The following is a 26,717-nucleotide window of genomic DNA, read 5'->3' on the forward strand; positions in this document are numbered from 1 at the left end:
ACGACCGATAGGCGTGCGCCGAGTTCGGCGTGCTCCATCGGCTCCGAATCGTCGCCAGGCTCGGCGGCCGCGTCGGAGTCCGCAGTGGCTTGCCCTGGTTGTTCGGCCGCCCGAGCCTTCACCGGTCAGTTGAAAGGGGGCCTTTATGAGCGTCTCGACCACGCTACTTCCCCTGCGGTCAGAGCAGCGTCATGCAGCGGCTACGCGCCGATCATCCGATGCCGCAATGACGGCGCTCATCGACCAGTGCCTATGCGACGATCCATGCAACGGTGGCCCGCGACCGGACATCGCGACGATTCAGACACTCAGCAGGAAGCGCCGGGATGGCCTAAGCAGTCCCGAACCTCCAGCGTCTATTTCGGCAGTGAGCCGTCGACGCCATCGACGTACCAGTTGATGCGCTGAAGGTCTGTATCACTGAGCGTCTTGCCGGCCGGCACCTTCACTTCGTCCGCCTGATCCTTGATCGGACCGCTGAACACATCCCACTTGCCGCTCGCGATCTGGTCGCGCTTTGTCGCCACGTCCTTCAGCGCATTAGCCGGAAGCGCCGACGTGTTCAGGTTATCCAGGCTGACCCCTTTCTGCGGAATGCCCCACCACACCGGATCGTTTTTCCACTTGCCGTCTAGCACCTGCTGGATCGCCGCGGTGTAGTACACGCCCCAATGCGCGACCACCGAACCGAGGTGCGCGTCGGGCCCGAATTTCTTCATGTCCGAATCCCAGCCGAACGCATGCACGTGCTTTTCCGAAGCGGTTGCGAGCGTGGCGCTCGAATCAGTGTTCTGCAGCAGCACGTCGGCGCCCTGGCCGATCAGCGTTTCCGCCGCCTGCTTTTCCTTGCCCGGATCGAACCAGCTATTGATCCAGATGACCTTGGTATGGATCTTCGGATTCACCGAGCGCGCGCCGAGCGTGTACGCGTTGATGTTGCGGACCACTTCGGGAATCGGCACCGACGCGACAAAGCCGAGCGTATTGGTCTTCGTCACGTAGCCTGCGGCGACGCCCGCGAGGTACGCTCCCTGATACATCCGCACGGCATAGGTGCCGAAGTTCGGCGCTTTCTTGTAGCCGGTTGCGTGCAGGAACACCGTGTCCGGGAAATCCTTCGCAACCTTCAGTTCGAAATCCTGGAAGCCGAAGGTCGACCCGATGATGATCTTGTTGCCCTTGTTCGCCAGATCGCGGAACACGCGCTCGGAGTCGGCCGATTCCGGCACGTTCTCCACGCGTGTGATCTTGATCTTGTGGCCGAACTTCGCTTCGACTTCCTTCGAACCTTGGTCATGCCCGTAGGTCCAGCCGGCGTCTCCCGGGTTGCCAAGGTAGACAAACGCGACGCCGGGGGCGTCGGTTGCCGAAGCGCCTGATGCACCAATCGCTGCTGACAGCACAAGTGCTAAACGGGTGACTCGTGGCGCATTCAGCCATGTTATCTTCATCGTGATTCTCCAGTCCTGTACGGTGTTTCTACGTTGTCGTGAAAAAAGGGGGGGAAATCGGTCGGCCACAAGCATCTGAGCTGCCGTCTGCCCGGCGTTGTGCCGCACATCACAGCGATTTGACAGCTGATCGAGGCGACGGCGCTGGATATGCCCGATCAACCATCCATGTTCGCAAACTTGATTCATCCGGTACCTAGTTCGAAGATGGCCCCTCGCTGTCAGTCGGTACGGACATTCGACGCACGGACTCGAGAAGCCGATTGCAGAAGTCGTTCTGTGAGATTCAGAACTTCGTGCGGATACCTACGCCGTACGTGTCGCCCGAAGTCTGGTTGCTGAGGTGGTCGTACATGTAAGCCGCGTAGACGTCGGTGCGCTTGGATAGCGGATAGTCATAGCCGATAGACGTCGTCTGACGGGTCTGGTCCAGACCGCCGCCGTCGCGCGAGTACGCGAACGACGCCATGATCCAGCCCAGGCCCGCCGGAACCGTGAGGCCGCCCTGTGCGGTGTTCACGTGCCAGCTGCCGGTGTCCTGCGCGTTGTCGGTGTACATGTACTGACCGAAGAACCTGACGTACTTCAGGTCATAGGTCGCACCCAGTTGAGCCACGCTCTGGCTCTTCATGCCCGCGAGCCCAACGCTCTGCGCGAGGCTGGTCAGGTCGCCCGGGGCGCCGTTGAAGTTCACGTACTGATACACGCCGGTTGCCGCGAACGCACCATGGAAGTAGAGGAACTGAGCGCTCCACTTCTTCGCCCCGTTCTCATCCGCCGTATTGCCGAGGGCATACACCACGTTGGCGCTCAAGCCATTGAAGTTCGGCGACGAATATTCCACCGCGTTGTTCCAGTCCGAACCGCCGACCACGCCCATGTCGGTGGTGTACGTCGGAAAGGAGCCGAGGCCGAGGTACGTATGCTTGACCATCGGCGAGAACGTGTACGAGTTGACGAACGGGTTGAACTGGATCGTCGAGACGTATAGCGGTGTCGTCAGACGTCCGGCCGTGACGATACCGTACGGCGATGCGATACCGACATACGCGTTACGCGAAAAGAACGTGTCGCCCGTGAAGCTGCCGTACGCGCCGTTCTGAGCCCGGAAGAAGCCTTCCAAAGCGAAGATCGCCTTGTAGCCGTTGCCCAGATCCTCCACTCCACCCAAACCCCAGTAAGAGGTGGCCATACCACCGCCCGACACCACCGCTGCACCCTTGCCGTCCGGGAATTTCTGCTCGCCAACCCATTCGTCGACCAAACCATACAGTCGCACGCTTGATTGCGCATGTGCTGAATTTGTGACCAACAACCCGAATATGCTAGCGAGGGCTGTGAATTTGACTGCGGTTTTTAGCGTACTTTGGACGAGAGGCTTCATGGATTCTCCAGTAATTTTGTCGAAAAAAATATAACTGTGGCCGGCAAGGGACTTCGCCTCGCCGCGCTGTTCTTTGAGTAGCTTCCGGGGGGCCGCAGAAGGAGCGCCCATCATCGATCAGTCAATTGAACAAGGACAACGCGCGGTTCGTTGCCGAGGCGGGTGACGCGACCAAACAACTGCGCGAGCAGCAGGCGTTAGGCGTGCGACAGCAGACGGCGCTTCATCAGCCGTTGGCCGACGAGAGGAGGCGCTCGAAGGTCGAGCAAGACGACATCTCCCGCGTGCTGGAGCGCGCAGCCGCTTACAGATCGAGCAGCAACTCCGGCGTGCGCGAGCGCGAACAACACGGCAGAAACTGCTCGTTTCCTGCCCGCTCCGCTTCCGTGAGGTACACGTCGCGATGATCGGGCTCGCCCTCGAGCACGCGTGTCAGGCAGGTACCGCAAACTCCCTGCTCGCACGACGTTTCGACGCGGACCCCATGCGCGGCAAGTGCCTCGATGACCGTCTGGGACGCGCTGACCGGAATGACACGACCACTTTTCGCGAGCCGCACGTTGAACGCGTCGTGCGGCGAAGCGGCGTCGGACGCTTGCGCCGGCGCACTGAAATATTCGCGGTGAAGATGCGCGTCGTCCCATCTCGCCTGTTGCGCGGTAGTCAGCACATGGGTCATGAACCCGCCCGGGCCGCAGACATACAGATGCTTTCCCGGCGCGGGCGCACCCATCGCAAGCGCCGCATCGAGCGCCGGGCTTCCCCGCTCCGCGTCGACATGCAGAAATGAACGCTCGCGCAATGCCGGCGAATCCAGCCGGTCACGAAACGCGGCACGCGAGCGCTCCCGCACACAATAGTGAAGCTCGAACGATGAGTTCAGCGCGGCAAGATGTTCGGCCATCGCGAGCAGCGGCGTGATGCCGATACCACCGGCGAACAGGATCGACTCCGTAGCGGCCGCCTCGAGCGGAAAGTGATTGCGCGGACCTTCAATGCGCAGCACGTCCCCAACCCTTAGCGCATGCATCGCGATTGATCCGCCTCGCGACGCGGCATCGCGCTGAACCGCGACCATATAAGCGCCAGTGGCTTCTCGACGGCCGCATAGCGAGTACTGACGGACTACGCCCGGCAGACGGATGTCAATATGCGCGCCCGCTTCGTAACCGGGCAATGATTGTCCGTCGAGCGGCATGAATTCGAACGCGCGGATGTCGACAGCGACATCCTCAATACGGGAGACGACAACGTTCATGGCAAAAGAAACGTGTAGTAAGAGACGGTTTTTATAAACGCTGTTGAACTCGCTGAAGAATGTTCCGCAGATCAAGCAACAGTCCAGTTTGGGGAACGCATCGTGAATGTCACCACGATGTTCAAAGCGAATACGCAGGCGGCGGAAGTTATGCAACCAGGCATGTGGATGCTCGACGTGGTTCGCTCCGCGCTTATCGGAATAAGTGAAAAAGATCGATCACGAGGCCAATTTCCCGTAGCAAGATGCAATCAAATCGATTAAGCATCCTTCACGACAACCTTTTTCGGGATTCGAACATAGAGCAGTCCGTCGGTTTCCCTCACATCAAAAACCTTGATCCGAAATCCAGGACAGTTCACGCCTTTTCCATCGGAGAGTCGGAAAGTAAAGGCATGGAGTGGACACTTGATCATAGATTCGTTCATAATGAGGTCCCCCTGCGTCCAAGAAGCGCCCTGGTGTGGGCAACCTCTATCCACCGCCCGGAAACCGGCCTTGGTCCGGTGAATCACGATCGTCTCATCACCGATCTTCACGCGCAGCGGAAACTTGAGGTCACCAATTGGTACCGGTGATGCTATAGCCCATTCAGCATCAGCACTATGTGCTTGCTCGCAGTTCACAGGATCTCAGCAGAAGCTTGGTTGGCAAGGATCTCGCGAATACGCGAGAAGAAGAAGTCGCGCTCTTGACACATGATGAACAGCCCAGCCTGTATCGGGAATTGGTGATCGGTGAAACTGGAATAGAGTGAATCCAAACAGGCCTTGAGCGTCAAAACGTGGCGTTTCCTAACCAAATGGAAGATTCGCTGTAGCTCCAATGCTTTGTCGTAATCGAATTCTTCCTCTGGTGTGATACTCCACTCCACGTGAGCAAGCGCATCGACCAGATCACTCAGAAATTGTTTCTGTGGAGCAGTTAGCCACTTCGCCCTTTGTGGAACCTTTTCGTCAGAGTACTGGACCAGCCAGTTACTCTCTTTCTTTGCTCGTTCCATGTCACAGTCGAAACGCTGCCCGTGTTTGAACGCCATCAGAGGTTTCAGATACGCGGAAGCTGTGCGTTTATGCAGAATGCAGTCGGTCACCACAAGGGGCTCTTTGACCAGGTCGAACACCGTTATATCCGCGGGCATACCTGGAGCGAGAGTACCTGCCTCATCCTGCAAGGAGATAGCCCGCGCGGCTCGGTCGGTCACTCTTGAGATCACGTCGTACAAGCCCATTCCCAGGATCATCATTGCCGTCATCACGTTCGCCAGAGACTTGACCGGGGTGACAACGTTGAACTGCTGCAGATCGGAGCTGATGGTGTCCGGCAGTAATCCCTGACTGAACGCCTGCTCAGCCACTTTCCAGGCAAAGTTGTAGCCACCGTAACCAACATCGAAAAGCACGCCCCGGTCCTGCGCTCGACGGACAAGATCGAGGACTTTGCCGTGGTCGTCGACTACCTTCCCCATGTTTCCGTGATAGACATGCGTAATCATGTCACCCGGCTCTGCAATCCGGAAAGCCTCCATAGCCAGAGTCTCTTCGACCTTGTGCTGCTGAAACTCCCCAATGTGCATGTAGAGGGGTACGCCAAGAACCTGCGCCAGCCCCTTCGAGATCTTGAGCGACCCCGGCCCATAGTTGCCCATCGCGTTGCATTTGAGATAGCGGAGCATGCCTCGCTTCTGCTTCATGAAATCCACCCATTCGGACAGGGGAATATTTCCCAAACTACGTATCTCACCCTCAAGGAAGTTTAACGCGATCAACCCGAGTGGACGCACGAACGGACCAGCGTAAAGGCTCGTATGGAGACCATCCATTGTTGCGACGAACTCGTCGAGCACACCGATACCTGCGCCCCCCGCATCCACAAAGGTGGTAACCCCCTGGTAGACACCAATTGCGTCGGGATCCGAAAAACCAAGCGTGCCGTATGTATGAACGTGAATGTCAATCCAGCCAGGCGATAGATAATGGCCGGTCAAATCAAGCACTTCGCCATCAACGTGCGATGCATCACCAACGAATTCGATACGCTGATTCGCGACGACAACATCAGCAACGGCGTCGATTCCTTGCTTGGGGTCTATGACGTGTGCCCCCCGCAGGATCGAGGTATCCGATTTCATATTGAAATCCTTGTATATCTGAGCTTCGGTAGGGCAATATTGGGCGGACTCGGTGTCGATTAAAAGCGCAATTTTTAGTCTCGGGTGTCCACTTTTTGTATACACCCATCCCGACTGGACGCCACATTGCATGAAAGGAGCCCCCCATGCACCTGCATAGCCGAGCCTTGAAATATCTTGACGAAGTCACGCGCACTGGTTCGATCCGCAAAGCGGCGATGTCCTTGCATGTCACCCCTTCCGCAATCGACCGGCGGATACTGTTGCTAGAGGAGCAACTCGGCACGGCGATCTATGAACGTCATGCATCTGGCTTACGCTTGACGGCCGCCGGCGAGATACTGGCTCAACATATCCGACGGACACTGCAGGATCTGGAGCGCACCAGATCCGAGATCGAGGATTTGCGAGGCCTGCGCCGAGGACGGGTCTCTATTGCGGTCATTGAGGGAGTGGCAATCGATCTACTTTCAACGGTGCTCACCGAATTCGGCAAGAGTTATCCCCACATCACCTTTTCCATCACCGTTGCTCCCTCGGCTGCCATACCAACCCTCGTTGCGTCAGGCGAAGCCCATATTGGCGTCTCGTTTAATTCGCCGATAACTCGTGGGGTGCGTCGCATCGCATCGGCCGAACTTGAGATAGGCGTGGTTATGCGCCCTGATCATCCATTGGCCTCAAAGAAATCGATCAGGGTCGTGGATTGCGCGCACTATCCGATTTGTTTTGCTACAACCTCTATCTCAGTTACGTCCGTCGTCAACGACGCTCTGTCGCAACAGAACATCGATCTCGAACCGTTTATCATGTGTAACTCGGTGGAGACGTTGAAAGCGTTAGTGCGGGACGGGGCCGGCCTCATGTTCAAAAGCCGGCTTGGAATCGAACGAGAGATTCGGAATAACGAGCTTATCTTTCGACCACTCGTGGAAAAGTTGACTGAACGTTTATTACTCATTGAACAAAGCGGACGTAAACTTCCACCGATTGCATCAAAACTTCAGGAATACTTCATAGCCGCATTGGCGACCATGGAAATGTCGCGTAACCGTGTGGCTCATCCTCGGAAGAGATTGGGAACGATAGAGTGAGCAACTCATAACTCAGCATCGGGAACTGCTTTATTAGAACTGATTCCTGATCGCGCGGCCGTCGGACACTGTGCCGCATATCTGTGTTGACCCAGATGAGCACAAGGAACCTCGGTACGACAGACCGCTGTTTGAATCCGCCGAGCCAAGCAGCCGTTCGAATGTCTGCTTGACGACGAAGACGAGGGGCGGCTATTGGCCCGACTACTGCCGTATACGCGATCCGTATCGTCGGCGGGTGTTTGTATCGTAACCAGCGCATCTTTGGCCGATGGAACGATTCTCCATGCAGCTCCGAGCTACCCGCTCTTTGTCATCGTCGCTACGTAGTCAACCTCGACTCTCAACAAGTCGCGGCTTCACGACGACTTGCCCTACGTAAACGCGAGCACGAAATCGAACCGGCCAGTCTTTTGCTCGCCGTCGTCGTGAATCGTCATCAGTAACCGGCCGTCGAAGAGGGAATCGCGAGCATTGCGTCGCTCGCCAGGAAAATATAGTTGGGTGGTGAGGATTGGGCCGTTGGGCGGCTGCACCGTCACATGGAAGTGTCGTGTGCGTCCCGGATACAGCCCCGGCACGATGGTCTCAAGGCGGTAGCGTCCCTCGCTGTCGGCGAATTGATGGCCACGCAGCCGGAACCCCTCGACGTCGTACTCGCCGGCGGCATTGGCGTGCCAGAAATCGAGCAAAGCCCCGGACACCGCCCTGCATCGTGTCGACCACACCCGTCCGGTCAGGACGATCTTCGTTCCATTGATGCCCGATTCGAGCAGCGATCCCCGTTGCGGCGAATGCGGCAGGAAGAACGGACCGGCCGTTTGCTGCCGGGTCGGTTCTTGTGCGTCGGTGCAGGCGGGTGTAGCTGAAACTTCGTCGGCCCGGCCATAGTTTGCTTTTCCGAGGGCCAACAGCAGCAACGTGGACGGCACCGCACCCGACCTGCGAAAAAAATCGCGCCGTCCCTGGCTCACACTTCGTGTCCGCATCGTGGTCCCTCCTTGCTTCCCGCTCGATCGGCACGCTGCGCCGCGCACGCTGCCGAGCCGACGAGCGTCTGTGCTGACGCCGTTGCGGCTAACCGGAGCCGGCATCCTATGCCAACCATGGTAAGCCGAAACTTCAGGTCGGGTGAGCCGTAAGAGACATAACTGGCGAATGACTGGTCGTCGGCGCGCTTTGCATGCCGTTCATGCCATCGCCGTCACGGCCGCTCCACAATGGCCGCTTCCGAGCAATTCGAGTAGGCACTCTCGGCCCTGAGCGGAACTTAGTCTTGTACGTGCAGACGTCGATTGCGTTGCACTAAGCGGACTGTCGCGATGCGCGCCACACGTTTCCCGATGCCTGTCGACAGGCTGCCAAATAGTTCGGCGGCGTCAAGGAACGAAAAAAGCTGCGACAGCCGGGGCACGAACAGATCGAGTTTCTTAAGGTGCTTCGCGGCGGCGTGTCGACCGTGCGGCTGAAGTAGCGCCGGCGCGTCTGACGCTCAAACATCGGCAGTCGACCGATGGGGCGCGTCCGGAATCCCGAGCCGGTAATGTGGCCGCTGCCACAGCGCGGGCGGGCGATCGGTTGCAAAAAGCCGCCGCGAGTCTTGTGAACTCATGGCGGGTTTTTGACAATCGTCAGCGCGATCTATACGACGATGGTTGATAGTCGAGCTTCAATCAGTAGTCCCACTGCACCGGCACGAAACGGAAACTTTCACCGTTCTTTGCAATGTGACCAATGGACGGGAACGCGACATGCGCCGCGGCCAGCAGAGCGCCAGTTTCGGCGGCTTCGTTGAGCAGCGCGATACGCACGTCCGCAGCCACTTCAGGTTCGTGCTCGAAGCCATTTTGCCATCTGGGATTGTCGAAATTGACTTCGAAAATCGCGTCGCCTACGAACGTCAGTTTCTCGCCGTTTGATGCGACCTCCACGATGCAGTGCCCCGGCGTGTGTCCACCCGTCACGCGCGCCGACACGCCCGCTGCGACTTCCACGGTCTGATCGAACCGCACGATGTTTTCGCGATAGAGTTCCGCGAACGTTGCAGCAGCCTTGCGAAGTGCGGGAGGAACCGTTTCCGGCATCACCGTCTTGCTGAAGTCCGGATTTTTCCAGAACTCCACTTCCGCGGCCGACACGTGAATGCGCACGTCCGGACGCAGCTTGGCCTTGACGCCATCAACGTTCAGCCCGCCGACGTGATCCATGTGCATATGCGTAATAACGATATCGGTGATCGCAGCCAGGTCGATGCCAGCCGATTCCAGGCGCATCACCGACCGACCGGCGCGCGTGAAGTATTCGAAACCGTCGCCCACGCCCGAGTCGACCAGGATCAGGCGTTCGCCGCTGCGCACGAGCGCGATATTCAGCGCCCAGTCGAACATGTCACGTTGCAGGAAACGACCATCGAACCATTCGTTGCGGTCCGCTTCGCTCACGTTAGTGGACATGGTGGAGGTCGGCAGCGGCAGAACGCCATCGCTGATCAGCACGACGTCGACGTCACCCACTTGCACGGCGTAGCGGGAAGGCACGAGTTCGCCTGAACCTTCTTTGCCAAGGCAGGCGGTGACCGGCTGCACATTGCGGGTTGTTTCGCTCATGGTCAATAGTCCTCTTAATTGATTGGGGTAAGCCTTACTGGGCGGCGCAGTACACGAACACGAGCACGAGTTTCGCGCGCTTCGTATCGCTCGCGTTTCGACACGACCGTAAGACTGATTCTAGTCAGCGGGGGCGAACGCCAGTAGGGCCGCGAATGTGCTCAGCGTGTTGTTCGCACGGCAACAATCGACGAGTTTGAGAGGGCCCCGTGAATGTCAGCACGGAGCTCGAAACGAATACGGAGGGGCAAGTGGCAGCTTTGTGGCGTCGCTCGCATCCGGTATCGGGGTAGAGAACGCCGCCTCGGGAACAGCCGTTGCTCTCACTTTCGTCAAGGCGTCAGTCCGGCGCCGGCACTGCCGCCGATAAAGGTGATGGAATGAGACTTCGCGTGGGTTACGAATTGGTGTACGAGTGTCCGCAACCGACGCCGATGCTTCTGATGCTTAACACGCACTATTCCCGTGCACAGGACATGCTCGTTCCGGATCACATAGACACCGTACCGTCGGTTCCGCTGCGGCAGTATCAGGACACGTTCGGCAACCTTTGCACGCGTCTGACTGCGCCGCCAGGCGTCCTGACGCTGTCGGCACGCGGCGTATTCGAGGTGCCGCCGAATCACGAACTACCCGGCTCCAGCGACTATCAACATGCGATAGAAGAACTCCCCGACGAATGCATGATGTTCCTGCTCGGCAGCCGCTACTGTGAAACCGATCTGCTCTCCGAGAGTGCGTGGCAACTCTTCGGCCAGACGCCGCTCGGACGTAGTCGCGTGCAGGCGATTTGCGACTTCGTGCACAACCATGTCCGCTTCGACTACAACTGCGCCCGCCCGACGAAAACGGCGTGGCAGACGTGGCAGGACGGTGCGGGCGTCTGCCGCGACTACGCGCACCTTGCCGTCGCGATGTGCCGAGCGATGAACATTCCGGCGCGCTACTGCACGGGTTATATCAGCGATGTGGGGCTTCCACCTCCCTACGCGCCGATGGATTTCTGCGCATGGTTCGAGGCGTATTTAGGCAACGGCTGGGAGACGTTCGATCCGCGTAACAACGCGCCGCGCACGGGACGGATTCTGATGGCGCGCGGCCGCGATGCTGCCGATGTCGCGATCAGCAATACATTTGGCCCGTCGCTGCTCAGCAAATTCGCGGTCGTCTGCGAGCCGGACAATGGACTCTCGAGCGACCTGCGGCGAGCGAGCCTCCGGACATAGATCGCCATGCCATCGCGACGACACGGTCATGCAAGGTTTTCGCCGTGATGCCCGGCTCGGTTGCAAGCCATTGCTGTGTTCTGGGCCGCGTATGATCAAACGGATCTTCACGGCCGTCTACCACGCGCTGAATTGGGGCGCAAACCATCACGAGAAAATTCGGTTTGGCTGGAGTTGTCCTTTGATCCTGCTCGCTGTGTGCGACGGAGGGGGGGCGCGTCTCCGCTGCAGGCCGCCCGAACGCGTCTTCCGGCGCCGACATTGCTGGAGCAGTTCACAACCTTGCAATTGACCGCCAGTTTCATACGCTAGAAGTACGCCTTACGGTGCTCGACCTCCTGGGCTTCCACGCGCCACGGTTCAAAAGGAGAATAGTGATGGCAAACGCGACAAAGTGGATCACGGTGCTAGGCCACAGCATCGCCGGTTCAAGTTGGAAAGCACCATGTCGCGTCTCTTGTCGGCGCTTCCTTCGCGCTTGGCTCGGCGTGCTCTGCGTCCTTCTGCTGGCAGGCAACCTCGCCCAGGCTGCTACTATCCATGGAGGCGATATCCTGGTTGTCGACGCTCGTGCGAGCAAGCTGTTTCTTGTGGATCCCAATACCGGCGCCCGCACTATCATCAGCGACTTTCTGGATCCGACACAAGGGCCTGTGGACAGATCGTTTCTCGCGGGTGTCTCCATAGGACGGGGGCAGATATTCGTCACTGCTGCGACTACCGGCATTTACGCGGTCGATCCGCGCACCGGTAACCGGACCCTCGTGAGCGACTTCACCACCGAGCCATTTCGTGGAGACGTCTTTGGCTCGACAATTGATGCGCCCGGACGTCTCATGACAAATTGGGCGCAACCGCAATTCGGTGGCGCTCCGAGGTCAATTGTTCGCATAGATACACTGACGGGCACCCGCGTGGTGGTCAGCGATCTCGCGAACCCGGCTCAGGGCGACGTGTTCAATTGTTGCGTCGCGTACTTTACCGACCTCGTGCTGGAGAAAACCGGGGCGGTGCTCGCAAGCGTCACGTGGTTCGTCCCCGTCGGCCCCAGCCGGGACGTAGGAGACATGTACCGGGTCGATCCGGTTACGGGTCAACGATCGCTGCTCAGCGATTTCAACAGCCCGGCCCAGGGTGCCACCGACCTGGTACCTTCAACCGGCATTGCCGTCGAAACCTCCGGGCAGATCCTGGTCAATTCGCACGGGTCGTCAATTGCGCCCGTCCCCAGAAATCTGCTTCTGCGAATTAATCCCAATACCGGGAACCGTGCTGTCCTCAGCGATTTCGACAATGCTGCGCAAGGACCGCTTGGGTGGCGCCTTTCCGGCATCGCCCTGGAGCAGCCGAGGGCGGGAGGAATAATCGTTGGCGCGGGTAACCCGGCGAATAGGGCCGCCGAACCAACCCTGCTCTTCCGGGTTGACCCGCAGACCGGGCGACGGACTTTGCTTAGTGATTCAAGGGACCTGAAGCAAGGACCGCCGTTCGTGTGGATCTCTGAGATTGCGGTTGTGCCGGAAAACGCCAACGACGCGGGCTTTGTCGCCGCACCCCGAACAAATCCGTTCGCGAGTCCATTCGGACCGCTCGAATGAAATGCAGTGCAGACACTTCCGCAAGCCCTTTCCTGCCGCGCTGACCGCGCGGCTCCCGCCGGCCTTTGGGCAACCGCGGTAGGTGGTCGAAGCGTGCCACGCGACACGCCTCATCGTTGATGTCCTCAGCACGTAATCAGCTGCGGCATCGAGTTTGGCGATCCGGCAATCATCGCTCGAAGTCGTCGCGTAACAGCCGTGTCACCCATCAGCAGATAGGAAAAACGAACAGGTGCAGGCGTGAATCGGATACCGGCGTCCGACAGATGGGCCAGGAAGAGACGGTTGCGAATCTTGTCGGTGTGGCCGCAGCACTGCCCAGAGCAGACACGCAATAGAGGAGTCGCGATGAGTTGCCAACAAGCGCGGCCGGGAATCCCGATAGTCTTGATTGGTTGACCGCGACGTGCCGATTCGTACCGGGTTCTGCTAGTACAGCAGGCTCCGGCCACGAACTCTCGCGACCAGCAGATGCTCGCAACCCGGGTTGCTTGCCTCCCGACGACTCGCGATTTGAATGCGGTCGGCGGGACCGCTGCACCTGTTCGAGCTTCGTGTTGCCGCTCTACGAGCGAGCGTCTGCGGGGCCAGTCGCGATGGCTGTTACCCCGATGATCAACGCTCCATAAACGATTGCGCGAAGTCCAGCGCCGGCCCCACTTGCATTGAGCAGAGCGTTGATCAGAAAGAGGAAGCACGCGGCGCTCCAGGTTCCCGTGACGCTCGGCCGGCCACCCGACACGAGCGTGCCGCCGATCACGACGACGGCGACCGATAGCAACATGTAGTCAGCGCCCATGTCCAGCGTCGCACCGCCGGAAAATGCGGCGAGCAGAAGCGCTGCGATGGCGGCAAGCACCGAGCAGCTCACGTACGTCAGGCAGTGCACAGCGCCCACCCTGACCCCGGCGAGATTAGCGGCACGCCTGTTCTGGCCAAGAGCCGACAAGCTGCGTCCCTGTACAAGCTTGAACAGGACGACGGCAATGAGCGAGGTAATGATCAACGCGATGAGCGCCAGCGCCGAGACCCCGCCCACGCGAGCGAGTGCAAAGTCTTCGAGCGCCGGCGGCGGCGCGGCACCGCCGCGCCCGAGGCTGATCGCAAACGACTGGAGCACGAAGCTCGACGACAAGGTGGCGATGATCGGTGGGATGCGCAACGAGCGGATCAACAGATAGTTGAACAAGCCGATCAGTGCGCCTGTGACGACCACCGCGAAAATGCCAATGACGATAGAGTGATCGCTCGTCGCCATCACGCGCATGCCGACGCCGCCGCTCAGTGCAATGGTGGCGGGTATCGACAGGTCGATATTGCCCGGGCCGCTTGTTATTACCAGCATCTGTCCCAATCCGACGAGGACCGAAAACACGACGAACGCCGATGCCGTAGAAAGCATGCTGCCCGCTGTGCCGAGGCCGAACATCACGCTTGCCGCAATGCCGACGAGAACCGCGCCGAGGAATGACCAGAACCAGGGGGCCTGGCGTATTGAAAAGACCTTGCTCATTTGCGTTGCTCCTTCATTCGAACCAGAAGACGCAGCGACAGCACTGCGATCAGAATGGCGCCTTGCAGGCCGATCTGCCACTGAGGCGCGACCTGCAAAAAGGAAAGGAACGACGATGCCAGCGTCAGCGTGATGGCCCCGAGCACGGCGCCAATCGGAGACACCCGGCCGCCGACGAACTCGCCGCCGCCTAGAATCACACCCGCCACCGACAGCAAGGTATAGCGCAGCGCAATATTGGCATCTGCGGAAGTCGTCAGCCCGAGCAATGTCAGGCCGGAACAGACGCCGAACACGCCGGCGCATCCGAAGAGAGTCGCCTTTGCTCGTATCACTGACCAGCCGAAACGGCGCATCGCAGGGGCATTTCCTCCGACGCCGCGCAAGGCCACGCCATGCGACGAACGCATCAGGAACAAATGCATGCAGATGGCGATCGCGACGGTCCACAGTAGAGGTGCCGGAATGACGGGCGACTGGAAGCCCATCAACGTGGCAAGCCAGTCCGGACTTTTCCCACCAGGCGCCGGCAGGAGCAGGACCGCGATGCCATTCCAGACGAACGACAATCCGAGCGTGACGACAACAGACGATATGCGACGGTACTCGATCAGCGCACCGACCAGCGCGTAGAGAACAACGCATCCGGCGAGCGCGAGCGCACCGAGCCACGGCGAACTCTGTAATAAGGTCGCACCGATACAGGCAACCAGGCTGACGAAAGAGCCAATCGACAGATCGAGTTCGTTCGCCGTAATCACGGCGAGTTGCGCGAGGGTGGCGAACACGATTGGAACGCCAAGGTTCAGCAGCATGACGCCACCGAAATAGCTGAGTGTGTTAGGTTGGATGATCGCCATCGGCACGAGAATCGCGACGAGCGATGCGAACGGCAGGATCGAGCGCAGATCGCGCGGCCCACGCAGCGGTCTCAGGACTGCTTTCATTCTGTCGCCTCCTCGAAGCTGGCCGCGAGCAGTGCCTCTTCGGTACATTCGGCCGCACTCAGTTCCCGCGTGATCCGGCCTGAACGGAAAACATAGGTTTTGTCGCAGTACGCCAGTTCATCGTTTTCAGTGGTGTACCAGACGAAAGTGCGGCCTTTCGCGGCTTCCTCGAGAAGTAGCCGGTAGATCTCCAGCTTCGTGCCAATGTCGACGCCGCGCATTGGATCGTCCATGAGGACCAGTTCCGCATCCGATGCCAGCGCTCGCCCGAACAGCACCTTCTGCTGGTTGCCGCCGCTCAGCGCAAGGATATTGGCGGTGCCCGCGGCACCGCGAATATCGAGCCTCTTCGCCCACGCATCGAACAACGCCTGAAGATGCTGCACATTGATCCATGACCCGCGTGCGCGGTCGAAGAGCGAGCGGATATCGAAGTTCTGGGCGATCGTCCAGTCCGGAAAGACGCCATCTGCGCGCCGGTCGCCGGCTACATAGGCGACGCGCTGATGCGAGCCTCGCCTGCGGGCTTTGGCATAGATCTCATTTAACGCGTCGGTCTGCCCTTGTCCTGCGAGCCCCGCGAGGCCGACGATGCTTCCGTGCGGGACTTCCATCGCGGTTCGCTCTTTCGGGCCAAGGGTCCATCTGTACACCTCACCCGCATGCGTCGTTGCTCGCCGCTCGCGCCCGGAAGTCGCATCGCCTTCCACGAACTGTCCCATCGCACGGATGATCGCGTCTTTGGTTAGCCCGTGTGCGCTCAGAGTCGACACCACGCTTCCATCGCGCATGACCATGATCCGGTCCGCGCAGCGCAGCATCTCGCCGAGCATATGGGTGATCAGGATGCTTGTGATCCCGCTCGCAGCAGCCTTGCGTACGAAGGCGAGCAGTTGCTCGGAGGTGTACTTGTCGAGACTGGACGTCGGTTCGTCGAGTATCACGACCTTCACCGGGCTGTCGACGCTGGAAAACGCGCGGGCGATCTCGACCATCTGCTGCTGGGTCAGGGATAGATTGCCAACGACGTCAGTACCTGAAAGCGCATGCCCTGGAAAGATCGCATCAAGTTGCGCCTCGATGATGCGCCGCGCACGCTTGCGCCAGCCAATGCCCTTTAGCTGCGGATGCATAGCGCGCATGTTCTCTTCAATCGTGAGGTTGGGGCAGAGCGACAGTTCCTGAAACACACACCGCACGCCGAGACCGCGCGCGACGTCGGCACCGTATCCGCGCTCGTGCCGGATTTCGTCGTGTTCGATCCAACCGGCATTAGCGCGTCGGGCGCCGGAGAGGACCGACATGAGCGTGGACTTCCCTGCGCCATTGTGCCCCGCGATCGCGACACATTCTCCGCGCATGAACTGAAAGTTCGCGTCTTTCAGCGCTCGCACAAGACCGAACGACACGTCTATGTTGCACACGGAGATGAGCGGTTCGACCTGCCGCTCAACGTGTAGTGCTTCAATTTCGATACTGTCGCTACGATTCATGGCGGACACCGGACCGGGGAAAGGACTCGAATGGCACAGAGGGCGATGCGCAAAGCCTGCTTACGGTTTCGTCTTCGGCTGGGACTCGATGAGCTTGACCACCTGGTCGCGGGTGAATACGTTGCTCGCGACGGTTCCCGGTGCAGTGGAAGACAGTACCTTGTCGACCGACGCAGAGGTAACGGTGAGGGTCGGCAGCGACATGTCATGCGGTAACGGATTACCCGCAAGCAACTGTTGCGCAACCCAGAAGGCGAAGGTCGACGAGCCGGGATCGGCCGCGATCGACATCGTCTGATAGCTGTCGACGCCCTGTGTTTTCCACCATGCAAGTTCTTCCTGGCGGTTGCCGAGGATGATCGTTGGGATCTTGCGGCCCGCGGCCTGGAACGCGCGCGCCGCGCCATAGCCGTCACCGCCCTGGGTCACGACCGCATCGATCTGCGGCAGCGATGGCAATACACCCGACACTTCTTTCTGCGCGACGGTCTGGGTCCACGCACCATAGACCGATCCAACGATTTTCATACCGGGGTACTTCTTTACTTCGTCAACGATACCGCGATGAATCTCATCGTCGACCGAGACGCCGGCCAGCCCGCGAACTTCAAGGATGTTGCCTTTCCCGTTGAGCTTCTTCGCGAGAAAGTCCACCTGTACTGCCCCCATCTGATGAAAATCCGCGGCGATGCGGTATGCGCAGGGTTCGGTGACGATTCCATCGAACGATACGACGATCACGCCGGCGGCGCAGGCTTGTTTTACTGCGCCGTTCAGCGCGGTAGGCGAGGCTGCGTTGATCACGATCGCCTTGTATCCCTGCAACACCAGGTTCTGGATCTGCTGCGCCTGCTCCGTTGCCTGATTTTCCGCCGTGGTGAACGCCGGCGCATCGGCAATCGTGCCGACCTTTTTCGCGTCGGTGGCCACTTGCGCCCAGCTTTTCAACTGCTGCTGGCGGAATGTATTGCCTGCATAACTATTGGATAGCGCGATCTTGTCTTTCGACGTATCGCCGGTCGCAACTGCGGCCGAGGCGCCAGCGGCAATGAATGCCGAGCCAATCGCGGTGGCGAGGATGACTTTCTTGAGCAACATGCTTGTCTCCTAACGAGTAATGGACCGCCGCTATGGGCCAATCGCGATCTCAGGGCGCTTGCTGGCGAATCAGGCAGTGATTGCATCTTAGTGTTGAACTCTACTACCATACAAGTAGGGTTTAACCGAAGATGGTCTTCTTCTCATGCACGCCGTATGCTCGTCCCATGAATACACGAACGCTCGTTTTCGTCGGATGCCTGAATCGCGCCGTGCCGCATTTCGCTGCGGCGAACGGCCGGGGAATCGTCACGTACAGCTTCGACGAAGCGACCGGCAGGCTCGAGTTCCTCGCTGAAACCGCGGACATCGCCAATCCAACGTTTCTCGCCGCGGTTGCGCATCGCGGATTGCTTTATGCGACCAGCGAGATATTCGGCGAGCCCGAGGGGGCCGTCAGCGCGTACCGCATCGATCCGATGTCGGGGGCGCTGGCGCTCATCAACCGGCAACCCACGCGCGGCAGTCTCACGGCCTTTTGCAACGTCGACCGGCAGGCGGAAATGGTGTTCGTTGCCAATTACGGTCATGAGACGGCAGCGGAGACGCCGCGACAACAGATCGCGAGCTTTGCAATGCTGGATAACGGTGGTTTGAGCGTTCCGTCGAGCGCGTTCGCGCATACTGGCAGCGGGCCGAGGATGGACCGGCAGAGCGTGCCGCATGCCCATTGCGTCGTCTCCAGTCCCGATAACCGCTTTGCCATCGCGACGGATCTGGGCACTGACGAACTTGTCACGTATCGGACCAACGTCGACTGCCGTCGGCTTGAATCTTCGGGTGTGCCCGCGATGCGCATGAAGGCGGGCGCGGGTCCGCGCCATCTCGTCTTTCATCCAAACGGCGTGGCAGCCTACGTTGTCAACGAGCTGGATTCGACCGTTTGCCGTCTCGCTTATGAACCCGGCAACGGCACGCTTTCACTACTCGAAACGGTGGATGTGCTGCCCGAAAACCCCGGCGCGGGTCAGCCCGCGGATTTGCAGATCGCAGCGGACGGCCGTTTCCTTTATGCGTCGATTCGAGGCGCGGACGTCATCGGCATCTACCGGTTGGAGGAAGGGACGGGGAAGATTGTCTCGGCGTCGATATGCGGCGCCGGCGGCAAGACGCCGCGCAGCTTTGCATTGTCGCCCACGGGACGCTTCCTGCTTGTCGCACTGCAAGACAGCGACCGGCTGGCGGTCTACCGCATCGATCCCACGACCGGCGAGCCCGCCGAGCAGGTCGATTTTGTCGCTGTGGGCACGCCAATGTGTGTGAAGGCCGAGCGCTTTGATATCGCTTAAAGCGCGCTAGTGTGATGATTGGCGCGACAACTTCGATCAGTGTCGTTCGGTGTCGATGGCCTGGCGTGCGCCGCGCTGCAATAGCATCGCGGCGTTCGTCAGCGGACGGCGAAAATCCTGGCGGCATGCGAGTTCGGGCGGGAACACTTCCTTGATGGCCAGCATCGTATTGACGAGCTGCTCGGGATCGTCAGGTAGGGTGGCGGTGAGGCGCGCGGCAAGCGGATCGCTGATCGCGTAGCGTGTGCCGTCGTCAGTGTGACCGCGCAAGAACACGAACCACGCGGCCACCGCGAGTGCGAGCCGCTCGATCGACTGGCCGGCGTTCAGACGCGCTTCGATCGTCGCCAGTAGGCGCGGCGGAATCTTCTGGCTGCCATCCATGGCGATCTGCGCCGTGCGGTGCTTGAGGGCCGGATTCGCGTAACGTGCCAGCAGCGCGTCGCGATAGGCGAGCAAATCGAAGGAGGCTGGTACGTCGAGCGTCGGCGCGATCTCGTGCGTCATCATCGCCCGGATCAGGGCTTTCAACTGAGGGTGCGCGATGGCTTCGTCGATCGTCTCGAAGCCCGCGAGCATCGAGAGGTAGGCGAGCGTCGAATGCGTGCCGTTCAGCATGCGCAGCTTGGCGAGTTCAAACGGCATCACGTCGTCGACGAGTTGCGCGCCGGCTTGCTCCCAGTCGGGGCGTCCGGTCGGAAAGTGATCTTCGATCACCCACTGGCGGAATGGCTCGCAAGGAACCGGCGCGGCGTCGTCCATGCCGAGGATATTGCGAGCGGCGTCGCGATCGGAATCGGTGGTGGCCGGCACGATGCGATCCACCATCGTGGACGGAAATGCGACTTGTGTTTCGATCCACGTGCCGAGTTCGGTGCTTAGCGCACGCGCGAACGAACAGACGACCCGTTTTAGCGCTGCGCCATTGTGCGAGAGGTTGTCGCAAGAGAGCACGGTGAAGGGCGGCGTCCCGGCGTCGCGCCGCAGTCTGAGCGCGGCGCACAGAATGCCAGGGACGGTCGACGGTTCGTCCGGACGCGCGAGGTCCTGGCGCACGCCTTCGTGGTTCAGATCCACATCGCCGGTTTGCGGGTCGCGGCAGTAGCCCTTTTCGGTGACCGTCAACGAAACGATGCGCACGTTTCGATCCGCGAGAAGCGCGAAGAGCCGCGTTCGGTCGTGCGGCATCGCAAGCACTTCCTTCAGCGCGCGAACCACCGTGACGCGTACGCCTTCGGGGCCGCGCTCGACCACGCTGTAAAGGCCATCCTGCGCCATCAGCGCGTCGCGCTTGCTGACATCGCCTTGCAGCGTCACCCCGCAGATGCCCCAATCGCCTCCCGCCGAGCGCATCGCTTCTTCGGTATAGACCGCTTCATGCGCCCGATGAAAGTTGCCGATCCCGAGATGGACGATACCGATGGCCGGTTCGCGCCACGTTGGCGAAATCAGGTGTTCGGTCAAAGAAGGAAAGGCAGCGCGGCTCAGGGTGGGGTTGGCGGTCATCTCGAGATCCGGGGCGGGAATACCCGCGGTTGACGTTTAACTATACTTGTATGGTAGCATCGATTCCAACGAATGCCACTCAAGGAAATCCCCATGAAAATCGTCCGCGCCGATGTGATCGTCACATGCCCCGGCCGCAACTTCGTCACGTTGAAGGTGGTGACGGACGAGGGCGTATATGGCATTGGCGATGCCACGCTCAATGGCCGTGAGCTTGCCGTCGCATCGTATCTGAAGGATCACGTTTGCCCGTTGCTGGTCGGGCGCGATCCGGGCCGCATAGAAGACATCTGGCAATTTCTCTACAAGGGCGCGTACTGGCGGCGTGGTCCCGTGACGATGACGGCGATCGCCGCCGTCGACATGGCGCTTTGGGACATTCTCGGCAAGGTGGCGAACTTGCCGCTGTACCGGTTGCTCGGCGGCGCGTCACGTGAGGGTGTAATGGTCTATGGACACGCCACGGGCCGCGACATTCCCGAAGCGCTGGACCGCTACGGCGAACACATCGAAGAGGGCTACAAGGCGATCCGCATTCAGTGCGGTGTGCCAAACGTGCGCTCGGTGTACGGCGTGTCGAAGGGCAACGGCATGTACGAACCGGCGACCAAAGGCGGCGTGGAGGAGCAGAGTTGGTCCAGCGAAAAATACCTCGACTTCGTGCCAAAGCTCTTTGAAGCCGTGCGCGACAAGTTCGGCTTTGAGTCGCATTTGCTGCATGACGTGCACCACCGTCTCACGCCGATTGAAGCGGCAAGGCTTGGAAAATCGGTCGAGCCGTACCGGCTCTTCTGGATGGAAGATCCGACGCCCGCCGAAAACCAGGCCGGCTTCCGGTTGATCCGCGAACACACGGTGACGCCGATCGCGGTGGGCGAGGTGTTCAACAGCATCTGGGACTGCAAGCAACTGATCGAAGAGCAGTTGATCGACTACATTCGCGCGACGCTCACACACGCGGGCGGGATCACGCACCTGAAGCGCATCGCCGACTTCGCTTCGCTCTATCAGGTGCGCACGGGCTGTCATGGTCCGTCGGATCTGTCGCCGGTCTGCATGGGCGCGGCGTTGCATTTCGACCTGTGGGTGCCCAACTTCGGCGTGCAGGAATACATGGGCTTTCCGAAGGAAGCGCTCGAGATGTTCCCGCATGCATGGACGTTCGATCGCGGCATGATGCATCCGGGCGAAGCGCCGGGTCATGGCGTCGATATCGATGAAACGCTTGCCGCGAAGTATCCCTACGATCCCGCGTATCTCCCCGTCGCCCGTCTTGAGGACGGCACGCTCTGGAACTGGTGATTTCATGCGGCTGCGTCGCGGCCGCACTGCATCAAGACACAAAGGAGCAGCACTATGTTGGCAGCCGTTCTTCACGAACCCCAAAAACTCCTCATCGATGAACTCGATGCCCCTCAACCGCAGCCGGGCCAGGTGCAGATTCGGGTGCGCGCGGGCGGCATTTGCGGATCTGACCTGTCGTATTACTTCAAGGGCAAGAGCGGCGACTTCGCTGTGCGTGAACCGTTCGTGCTAGGCCATGAGGTCGCGGGTGAAATCGCCGCATTGGGTGAGGGCGTGAGCGACTTGCGCGTCGGCCAGCGCGTAGCGGTCAATCCAGGCCTTAACTGCGGGACGTGCCGCTATTGCGTGAAGGGCATGCCGAATCATTGCCTGAACATGCGCTTCATGGGCAGTGCCTCAACGTTTCCGCATATGCAGGGCATGTTCCGCCAGTTCATCGCGGTGGACGCGCGCCAGTGTGTAGCTGTGCCTGAGGGACTCGACTTCGCGATGGCATCGATGGCCGAGCCGCTTGCCGTCGCGCTGCATGCGCTGCGTCTGGCCGGCTCGCTAGTCGGTGCGAAGGTGCTGCTCGTCGGCTGCGGGCCGATTGGCTGCATTCTGCTGGCGGTGGCGCGCCGGGCAGGCGCGCACCATCTCGTCGCCGTCGATCTTGCCGACAAGGCACTGCAGATGGCGGCGACGCTCGGCGCGGACGAAACCGTGCTCGCCAATGACCAGACTCGCATTGACAAGTGGTCGCAGCAACGCGGCACCTTCGACGTCGTACTCGAAGCTTCGGGTAGTCCTGCCGGGCTCGATACGGCATTGCGGGCAGCGCGCGCAGGCGGCACGGTGATCCAGGTCGGCAATCTGCCGGCGGGACACTCGCCGGTACCGGCGAATCTGGTGATGGCCAAGGAGCTTCGCTACCAGGGGTCGTTCCGCTTTACCGATGAATACGCGGTTGCCGCCGAAGAACTCGGCGCGCACAAGATCGACTTGCGCCCGCTCATGACGCACGCGTTTCCGCTGGAAGAAGCGAACCGCGCATTTGAAGTGGCGCACGACCGCAAGCTGTCGATGAAAGTGCATCTGCACTTCGACTAACCTGAGAGTCCACTGCGCCCGGCAAAGAAGAGGCGGTACCGGAGACATGTCATGATCAAAAGCCAGCGATGGTTCGTCGTCGGCCTGCTATTTCTGGCGGGCGTCATCAATTATCTCGACCGCGCGGCACTTTCGATTGCCGCGCCGCTCATCCAGAAGGACCTGAACTTCTCGCATGCGCAGATGGGCATCGTGTTTAGCAGCTTTTTTGTCGGCTATGCGCTCTTCAACTTCGTCGGCGGCGTAGCTTCCGACAAATTTGGCGCGAAGAAAGTCTTTGGCGGTGCGATGGGTATCTGGTCGATCTTTTGCGGCGCGACCGCGCTCGCGAGCGGCCTTGTCTCGCTGATCGTCCTGCGCGTGCTGTTTGGAATGGGAGAGGGTCCATTCAGTTCGTCGAACAGCAAGATGGTGAACAACTGGTTTCCGCGCCGCGAGGTCGCGAGCGCGATCGGCGTGATCAGTTCGGGCACACCGCTCGGCGGCGCGCTAGCAGGGCCGGTTGTCGGCTATATGGCGATCCAGTTCGGCTGGCGCTGGGCGTTTGTCGCCATCATGGTGTTCGGGCTCGCCTGGCTTGTGCTCTGGTCGTTTACCACGACGGAACACCCGCAGCAGAACAGGCGTGTAAACGACGCTGAACTCGAGCTGATCGTCGCGGGTCAGCAGCAGGCATCGTCGCTCGAACACGCGCCCGCGGGCAAGAAGACAGGCCTGAGTTTCTATCTCAAGCAGCCGCTCATTCTCGCCACGGCGTTTGCGTTTTTCGCATACAACTATGTGCTGTTCTTCTTCCTGTCGTGGTTTCCCACCTACCTGACCGAAGCTCATCATATGTCGCTGCATGATATGAGCATTGCGACGGTCATACCGTGGGTGCTCGGCAGTATTGGACTCGCGGCGGGCGGTTTCATCACCGACTTTATCCTGCGCCTGACCGGCAAGCCGCTTATGTCCCGAAGAATCGTGCTTTCCGTGTGCCTCGGCGTCGCGGCGGTATGTGTGGCATTTGCCGGGCGCGTGCGGAGTATGGAGGGGGCGGTCGCGCTGATGTCCGTCTCGATCTTTTTCCTGTATGTCACCGGCTCTGTCTATTGGGCGGTGATCCAGGACACCGTGCGGCGCGAGGATGTCGGCGGCGTCGGCGGCTTCGTGCATCTCCTGGCCAATCTCGCGGGCGTGATCGGGCCGGCGGTGACGGGGTTTATCGTGCAGGCGACGCATGGCGCTTACGGAAGCGCGTTCGTTCTCGCCGGAGCGATTGCCGTGCTGGGAGCCTTGTGCGCGCTAATCTGGATTCGCGAGCCAAGAGCGCAAAAAGATCCGGCGGAACGTAAACTAGTATGGTAGTGTTGGAATATCAGTTTAACGGCGTCTTGAACAATGAAAAATGTGAGTTTGTCCGCCAGCCGGCAGCGAAACAGCGTGGCGGGTGCCGCGGCAGCCCGTCCGGCCGCCGGCCTGCCGCGGCTGCGTGCTGCATCAAGTGATTTGCCAGATATGTCGCTTCCCGGCGCAATCGCAGGCGTCTCCCTGGAATCCCATGAGCCGATCGGCAAGCAGATTTTCCGCTCGCTACGTCAGGCTATTTTTACCGGCTTGCTTGCACCCGGCACACCACTTTCGGAGAAGGAGGTGTCGCAAATGTTTCAGGTATCCCGGCAACCAGTCCGTGAAGCGTTTATCAAGCTGGTGGAGGCAGGTGTGCTTCAGGTGCTGCCGCAGCGCGGCACGTTTGTTAAGCGGATATCGCCGCGCAAAGTGCGCGAGGGTCGATTTATTCGTGAAGCGATCGAAGCGGCGGTCGTGCGCAAATCGGCGGTCGCGATCACCGATGCACAGCTAGCGGACCTCGCTGCAAATCTGCGTGAGCAAAAAGCTGCCTCGAAGGCCAACGATACTGCCGCATTCCTCGCGTGCGATGAACAGTTCCATTTCCTGATCGCGCAGTCAATCGATTGTGTGGCGGCGTGGGACACCATTCAGGACATAAAGGCACAAATGGACCGTGTGCGTTACCTAAGCCTGCACGAGGTCTCGCCGCTCGACTTGCTGATCAAGCAGCATGCGCACATCGTGAATGCGTTAAAGGCGCACGACCCCGACGCTGCTGAAGAGGCGATGCGGACCCATCTGCGTGAGATCCTGGTGTCTCTCGGGCCAGTCGCTGAGCTAAATCCTGACTGGTTCGAACCGGAGGAGACGCAACTCGTCGCGCTGGTGCCCTGAAGTGTCACCTTAGGGCTAAATTTTCATCGTCAGATCGATCGTAGGTCTCGTGGAGAATCGAACGAAGTGCTCGGGTGTCCCAGCACCACTGCGCCGGAGTACCCTTCGGTCGAGATCAGTCGCTTGTCTACTCGTAACCGGACGGTTGCGAGCCAAGGCTGAATGTCGCAGTCGAGTCGAAGAGAGATTTTCGGGGAGCGACGCCGGCTCGGGTGCGCGCCTCGCGTGAGCATTCGCGGCGCGCTTTCCTGACCTAGCTGCTAATAGCGGGGCGGGAACAATGCTTGCGTGTCGCAAGGCAGGTCAAAAGGAGCCTGACATGGCCGAACAGCACAAACCCGGCGAGAAGGTTCAGACGTCTGGGATCTATAAGGGTGAATGAAGGTGACGGCGGCTCCGGCTTCGAAGTGACGTGTGTCGAAGGCGAGCATTTTCCCCAACGCGCAGCGGCAAGGGTGTGCGCTACGAGTTGGTTCACGGCGCGACGCACTCGCACAAGCGCAGCGAGCTTGGCAGCGGGGACAAGTAGGTATTAGCCGGCAGCAAGACGGCATCGTCACTCGAAGGACGAAACGACTCGACCACGAGACGCCGGGCGCGGCGGCATGCCACTGGGCGGGCTGCCACCATCGTAGGGAAGGACACGTACTATGAGAAGGGCGCCTGGAATACGGTCAATACTTTCAGCTCTGGTGCTTTTGCTCGCCGGTTGTGCCGTCGGCGGCAGGCCGTATGCCGGGCCGCACCTCAGTCCAACAGAGTGCCGCGACCTAGCCGCGCTCAGGACCAACGCGCCCCCTACGATGGCGCAACACCATAGCGAACTGGCTGCCCTGAGGAAAGCGGGCTACAACCCTTCACCGTGGTATGACGATCCATACTACCCGGATGACCTACAAGCGGCACAGCGCCTGGTCGACTACTGGTTCCAAACGGAGTGCCAGCAGCCTAACCCGGTTGAGAAGTCAAGGTGAATGCCAACCCCTGCAGGCTTAGCGGCGCGTACTACCTGCACGTCGCATCGCGATCGTGATCCCTTGGCGCGTGCTGTGGAAATCATCCAAGGGTTCCGCGCTCAACGAGTCCATCCGGTGCGGCACAGTTTTGATTGGCCAGTTGCGCTGGCTGCAAGGCTTGAGGACTGAAGCCTGCCTATCCAGACGTAGAAGCGCATGATACATGCGGAACACTGCAGCGACCGTTCGTAGAATGGTTTCGTTTGGGCCGTCCGTCTATCTTGATCCCATGGTAGCGCGCGGCTCGATTCCGGGCCAAGCAACCACCGTGTCTCCTCGCTCGTGCGTCACCTGTCGCGAGCTTCGCCCGTCCAGCCTCGGCTGCCGCGGGGGATTTCACGTACGGTACGCCCAGCCAGCGTAGCCCGCCCGTATGGGGGTGAAGCTGCTTGAGCATGTCTGGAATGCAGTACCCGGAGAAATTGACGTTGCGGTACCGGGGCATGCCCTCTCTCTGCTGCGAGAGGAAGGGAGCCGAAGCGGC

The 26,717-nt window shown here is 60.1% G+C and carries 21 protein-coding genes and 3 pseudogenes; 10 read left to right on the forward strand and 14 right to left on the reverse strand.

Translation table 11 applies throughout. The features are described from left to right. Positions 1 to 356: 356 nt before the first annotated feature. The 6 genes and pseudogenes from B0G74_RS32510 to B0G74_RS32535 form a co-directional block, all read right to left on the reverse strand. Positions 357 to 1,451 (reverse strand): BMP family ABC transporter substrate-binding protein, encoded by a 1,095-nt coding sequence (locus B0G74_RS32510; RefSeq protein ID WP_132380089.1) that lies wholly within the window; start codon positions 1,449 to 1,451, stop codon positions 357 to 359. A gap of 286 nt (positions 1,452 to 1,737) precedes the next feature. Further along, entirely contained in the window at positions 1,738 to 2,835 is a 1,098-nt protein-coding gene (locus B0G74_RS32515) for a porin (protein WP_132380091.1), read from the reverse strand. Positions 2,836 to 3,139: 304 nt separating this feature from the next. Further along, positions 3,140 to 4,093, reverse strand: a complete 954-nt coding sequence (locus B0G74_RS32520; protein WP_132380093.1) for a PDR/VanB family oxidoreductase — start codon at positions 4,091 to 4,093, stop codon at positions 3,140 to 3,142. A 31-nt stretch (positions 4,094 to 4,124) separates the two neighbouring features. Beyond that, a pseudogene (locus B0G74_RS32525) lies at positions 4,125 to 4,270 on the reverse strand (IS5/IS1182 family transposase); the annotation flags it as partial. Between the two features lie 83 nt (positions 4,271 to 4,353). Next, positions 4,354 to 4,719 (reverse strand): Rieske 2Fe-2S domain-containing protein, encoded by a 366-nt coding sequence (locus tag B0G74_RS32530; RefSeq protein ID WP_132380096.1) that lies wholly within the window; start codon positions 4,717 to 4,719, stop codon positions 4,354 to 4,356. Continuing rightward, positions 4,716 to 6,224, reverse strand: a complete 1,509-nt coding sequence (locus tag B0G74_RS32535; protein ID WP_165923965.1) for an amidohydrolase family protein — start codon at positions 6,222 to 6,224, stop codon at positions 4,716 to 4,718. Before B0G74_RS32535 ends, B0G74_RS32530 begins: the two co-directional genes overlap by 4 nt. A 146-nt stretch (positions 6,225 to 6,370) precedes the next feature. Here B0G74_RS32535 and B0G74_RS32540 point away from each other — a divergent pair, with 146 nt between their 5' ends. Further along, positions 6,371 to 7,318, forward strand: a complete 948-nt coding sequence (locus B0G74_RS32540) for a LysR substrate-binding domain-containing protein (RefSeq protein WP_132380101.1) — start codon at positions 6,371 to 6,373, stop codon at positions 7,316 to 7,318. A gap of 374 nt (positions 7,319 to 7,692) precedes the next feature. Here B0G74_RS32540 and B0G74_RS32545 read toward each other — a convergent pair whose 3' ends face one another. The 3 genes and pseudogenes from B0G74_RS32545 to B0G74_RS32555 all read right to left on the reverse strand — a co-directional run bounded on the left by B0G74_RS32545 (position 7,693) and on the right by B0G74_RS32555 (position 9,924). Beyond that, entirely contained in the window at positions 7,693 to 8,292 is a 600-nt protein-coding gene (locus B0G74_RS32545; RefSeq protein ID WP_243658416.1) for an intradiol ring-cleavage dioxygenase, read from the reverse strand. A 356-nt stretch (positions 8,293 to 8,648) separates the two neighbouring features. Beyond that, positions 8,649 to 8,866, reverse strand: a pseudogene (locus B0G74_RS47695) (hypothetical protein); the annotation flags it as partial. A 125-nt stretch (positions 8,867 to 8,991) separates the two neighbouring features. Continuing rightward, on the reverse strand, positions 8,992 to 9,924 hold the full coding sequence (locus B0G74_RS32555) for an MBL fold metallo-hydrolase (protein WP_132380103.1): 933 nt from the start codon (positions 9,922 to 9,924) through the stop codon (positions 8,992 to 8,994). Positions 9,925 to 10,304: 380 nt separating this feature from the next. Here B0G74_RS32555 and B0G74_RS32560 point away from each other — a divergent pair, with 380 nt between their 5' ends. Together B0G74_RS32560 and B0G74_RS32565 are read left to right on the forward strand one after the other, a co-directional pair. Then, entirely contained in the window at positions 10,305 to 11,150 is an 846-nt protein-coding gene (locus B0G74_RS32560; protein WP_132380105.1) for a transglutaminase family protein, read from the forward strand. A 377-nt stretch (positions 11,151 to 11,527) separates the two neighbouring features. Further along, positions 11,528 to 12,748, forward strand: coding sequence for a hypothetical protein (locus tag B0G74_RS32565; protein ID WP_132380107.1), 1,221 nt, complete (start codon positions 11,528 to 11,530; stop codon positions 12,746 to 12,748). 565 nt (positions 12,749 to 13,313) lie between these two features. Here the strand turns inward: B0G74_RS32565 and B0G74_RS32570 are convergent. From B0G74_RS32570 to B0G74_RS32585, 4 genes are read right to left on the reverse strand one after another with little or no spacing between them, the layout of a single operon-like run. After that, positions 13,314 to 14,261, reverse strand: coding sequence for an ABC transporter permease (locus tag B0G74_RS32570; protein WP_132380109.1), 948 nt, complete (start codon positions 14,259 to 14,261; stop codon positions 13,314 to 13,316). Beyond that, positions 14,258 to 15,208, reverse strand: a complete 951-nt coding sequence (locus tag B0G74_RS32575) for an ABC transporter permease (RefSeq protein ID WP_132380112.1) — start codon at positions 15,206 to 15,208, stop codon at positions 14,258 to 14,260. The genes B0G74_RS32570 and B0G74_RS32575 overlap by 4 nt, the downstream gene beginning before the upstream one ends. Then, entirely contained in the window at positions 15,205 to 16,701 is a 1,497-nt protein-coding gene (locus B0G74_RS32580) for a sugar ABC transporter ATP-binding protein (protein WP_132380114.1), read from the reverse strand. Before B0G74_RS32580 ends, B0G74_RS32575 begins: the two co-directional genes overlap by 4 nt. Positions 16,702 to 16,761: 60 nt before the next feature. Beyond that, a complete protein-coding gene (locus B0G74_RS32585) occupies positions 16,762 to 17,799 on the reverse strand; it encodes an ABC transporter substrate-binding protein (RefSeq protein ID WP_132380117.1) in 1,038 nt (345 codons plus the stop codon). Between the two features lie 167 nt (positions 17,800 to 17,966). Between B0G74_RS32585 and B0G74_RS32590 the strand changes: the two genes are divergently transcribed. Further along, a complete protein-coding gene (locus tag B0G74_RS32590) occupies positions 17,967 to 19,088 on the forward strand; it encodes a lactonase family protein (protein WP_165923966.1) in 1,122 nt (373 codons plus the stop codon). Positions 19,089 to 19,124: 36 nt separating this feature from the next. On the opposite strand, the gene B0G74_RS32595 is transcribed toward B0G74_RS32590, so the two are convergent. After that, positions 19,125 to 20,594, reverse strand: coding sequence for a mannitol dehydrogenase family protein (locus B0G74_RS32595; protein WP_132380122.1), 1,470 nt, complete (start codon positions 20,592 to 20,594; stop codon positions 19,125 to 19,127). A gap of 93 nt (positions 20,595 to 20,687) precedes the next feature. Between B0G74_RS32595 and manD the strand changes: the two genes are divergently transcribed. From manD to B0G74_RS32625, 6 genes and pseudogenes are all read left to right on the forward strand, one after another. Then, on the forward strand, positions 20,688 to 21,896 hold the full coding sequence (gene manD / locus B0G74_RS32600) for a D-mannonate dehydratase ManD (protein WP_132380124.1): 1,209 nt from the start codon (positions 20,688 to 20,690) through the stop codon (positions 21,894 to 21,896). 54 nt (positions 21,897 to 21,950) lie between these two features. Then, positions 21,951 to 22,988 carry an L-idonate 5-dehydrogenase gene (locus B0G74_RS32605; protein WP_132380127.1) on the forward strand — a complete coding sequence of 346 codons (1,038 nt, stop codon included), beginning with the start codon at positions 21,951 to 21,953 and terminating at the stop codon, positions 22,986 to 22,988. A 51-nt stretch (positions 22,989 to 23,039) separates the two neighbouring features. After that, positions 23,040 to 24,338, forward strand: coding sequence for an MFS transporter (locus B0G74_RS32610; protein WP_132380130.1), 1,299 nt, complete (start codon positions 23,040 to 23,042; stop codon positions 24,336 to 24,338). Positions 24,339 to 24,371: 33 nt separating this feature from the next. After that, positions 24,372 to 25,217 carry a GntR family transcriptional regulator gene (locus tag B0G74_RS32615; protein WP_132380132.1) on the forward strand — a complete coding sequence of 282 codons (846 nt, stop codon included), beginning with the start codon at positions 24,372 to 24,374 and terminating at the stop codon, positions 25,215 to 25,217. A gap of 319 nt (positions 25,218 to 25,536) precedes the next feature. Then, positions 25,537 to 25,746: pseudogene (locus tag B0G74_RS46935) on the forward strand (hypothetical protein). Positions 25,747 to 25,867: 121 nt separating this feature from the next. Continuing rightward, a complete protein-coding gene (locus B0G74_RS32625; protein WP_132380135.1) occupies positions 25,868 to 26,191 on the forward strand; it encodes a DUF4148 domain-containing protein in 324 nt (107 codons plus the stop codon). Positions 26,192 to 26,717: the final 526 nt, after the last annotated feature.

Source organism: Paraburkholderia sp. BL9I2N2 (genome assembly GCF_004339745.1).
Lineage (GTDB): Bacteria > Pseudomonadota > Gammaproteobacteria > Burkholderiales > Burkholderiaceae > Paraburkholderia.

Bases quoted from the DNA above. Each gene is read 5' to 3' on its own strand.
- B0G74_RS32510 (WP_132380089.1), bottom strand. From the start codon at position 1,451: ATGAAGATAACATGGCTGAATGCGCCACGAGTCACCCGTTTAGCACTT.
- B0G74_RS32515 (WP_132380091.1), bottom strand. From the start codon at position 2,835: ATGAAGCCTCTCGTCCAAAGTACGCTAAAAACCGCAGTCAAATTCACA.
- B0G74_RS32520 (WP_132380093.1), bottom strand. From the start codon at position 4,093: ATGAACGTTGTCGTCTCCCGTATTGAGGATGTCGCTGTCGACATCCGC.
- B0G74_RS32535 (WP_165923965.1), bottom strand. From the start codon at position 6,224: ATGAAATCGGATACCTCGATCCTGCGGGGGGCACACGTCATAGACCCC.
- B0G74_RS32540 (WP_132380101.1), top strand. From the start codon at position 6,371: ATGCACCTGCATAGCCGAGCCTTGAAATATCTTGACGAAGTCACGCGC.
- B0G74_RS32555 (WP_132380103.1), bottom strand. From the start codon at position 9,924: ATGAGCGAAACAACCCGCAATGTGCAGCCGGTCACCGCCTGCCTTGGC.
- B0G74_RS32560 (WP_132380105.1), top strand. From the start codon at position 10,305: ATGAGACTTCGCGTGGGTTACGAATTGGTGTACGAGTGTCCGCAACCG.
- B0G74_RS32565 (WP_132380107.1), top strand. From the start codon at position 11,528: ATGGCAAACGCGACAAAGTGGATCACGGTGCTAGGCCACAGCATCGCC.
- B0G74_RS32570 (WP_132380109.1), bottom strand. From the start codon at position 14,261: ATGAGCAAGGTCTTTTCAATACGCCAGGCCCCCTGGTTCTGGTCATTC.
- B0G74_RS32575 (WP_132380112.1), bottom strand. From the start codon at position 15,208: ATGAAAGCAGTCCTGAGACCGCTGCGTGGGCCGCGCGATCTGCGCTCG.
- B0G74_RS32580 (WP_132380114.1), bottom strand. From the start codon at position 16,701: ATGAATCGTAGCGACAGTATCGAAATTGAAGCACTACACGTTGAGCGG.
- B0G74_RS32585 (WP_132380117.1), bottom strand. From the start codon at position 17,799: ATGTTGCTCAAGAAAGTCATCCTCGCCACCGCGATTGGCTCGGCATTC.
- B0G74_RS32590 (WP_165923966.1), top strand. From the start codon at position 17,967: ATGAATACACGAACGCTCGTTTTCGTCGGATGCCTGAATCGCGCCGTG.
- B0G74_RS32595 (WP_132380122.1), bottom strand. From the start codon at position 20,594: ATGACCGCCAACCCCACCCTGAGCCGCGCTGCCTTTCCTTCTTTGACC.
- manD (WP_132380124.1), top strand. From the start codon at position 20,688: ATGAAAATCGTCCGCGCCGATGTGATCGTCACATGCCCCGGCCGCAAC.
- B0G74_RS32605 (WP_132380127.1), top strand. From the start codon at position 21,951: ATGTTGGCAGCCGTTCTTCACGAACCCCAAAAACTCCTCATCGATGAA.
- B0G74_RS32610 (WP_132380130.1), top strand. From the start codon at position 23,040: ATGATCAAAAGCCAGCGATGGTTCGTCGTCGGCCTGCTATTTCTGGCG.
- B0G74_RS32615 (WP_132380132.1), top strand. From the start codon at position 24,372: ATGAAAAATGTGAGTTTGTCCGCCAGCCGGCAGCGAAACAGCGTGGCG.
- B0G74_RS32625 (WP_132380135.1), top strand. From the start codon at position 25,868: ATGAGAAGGGCGCCTGGAATACGGTCAATACTTTCAGCTCTGGTGCTT.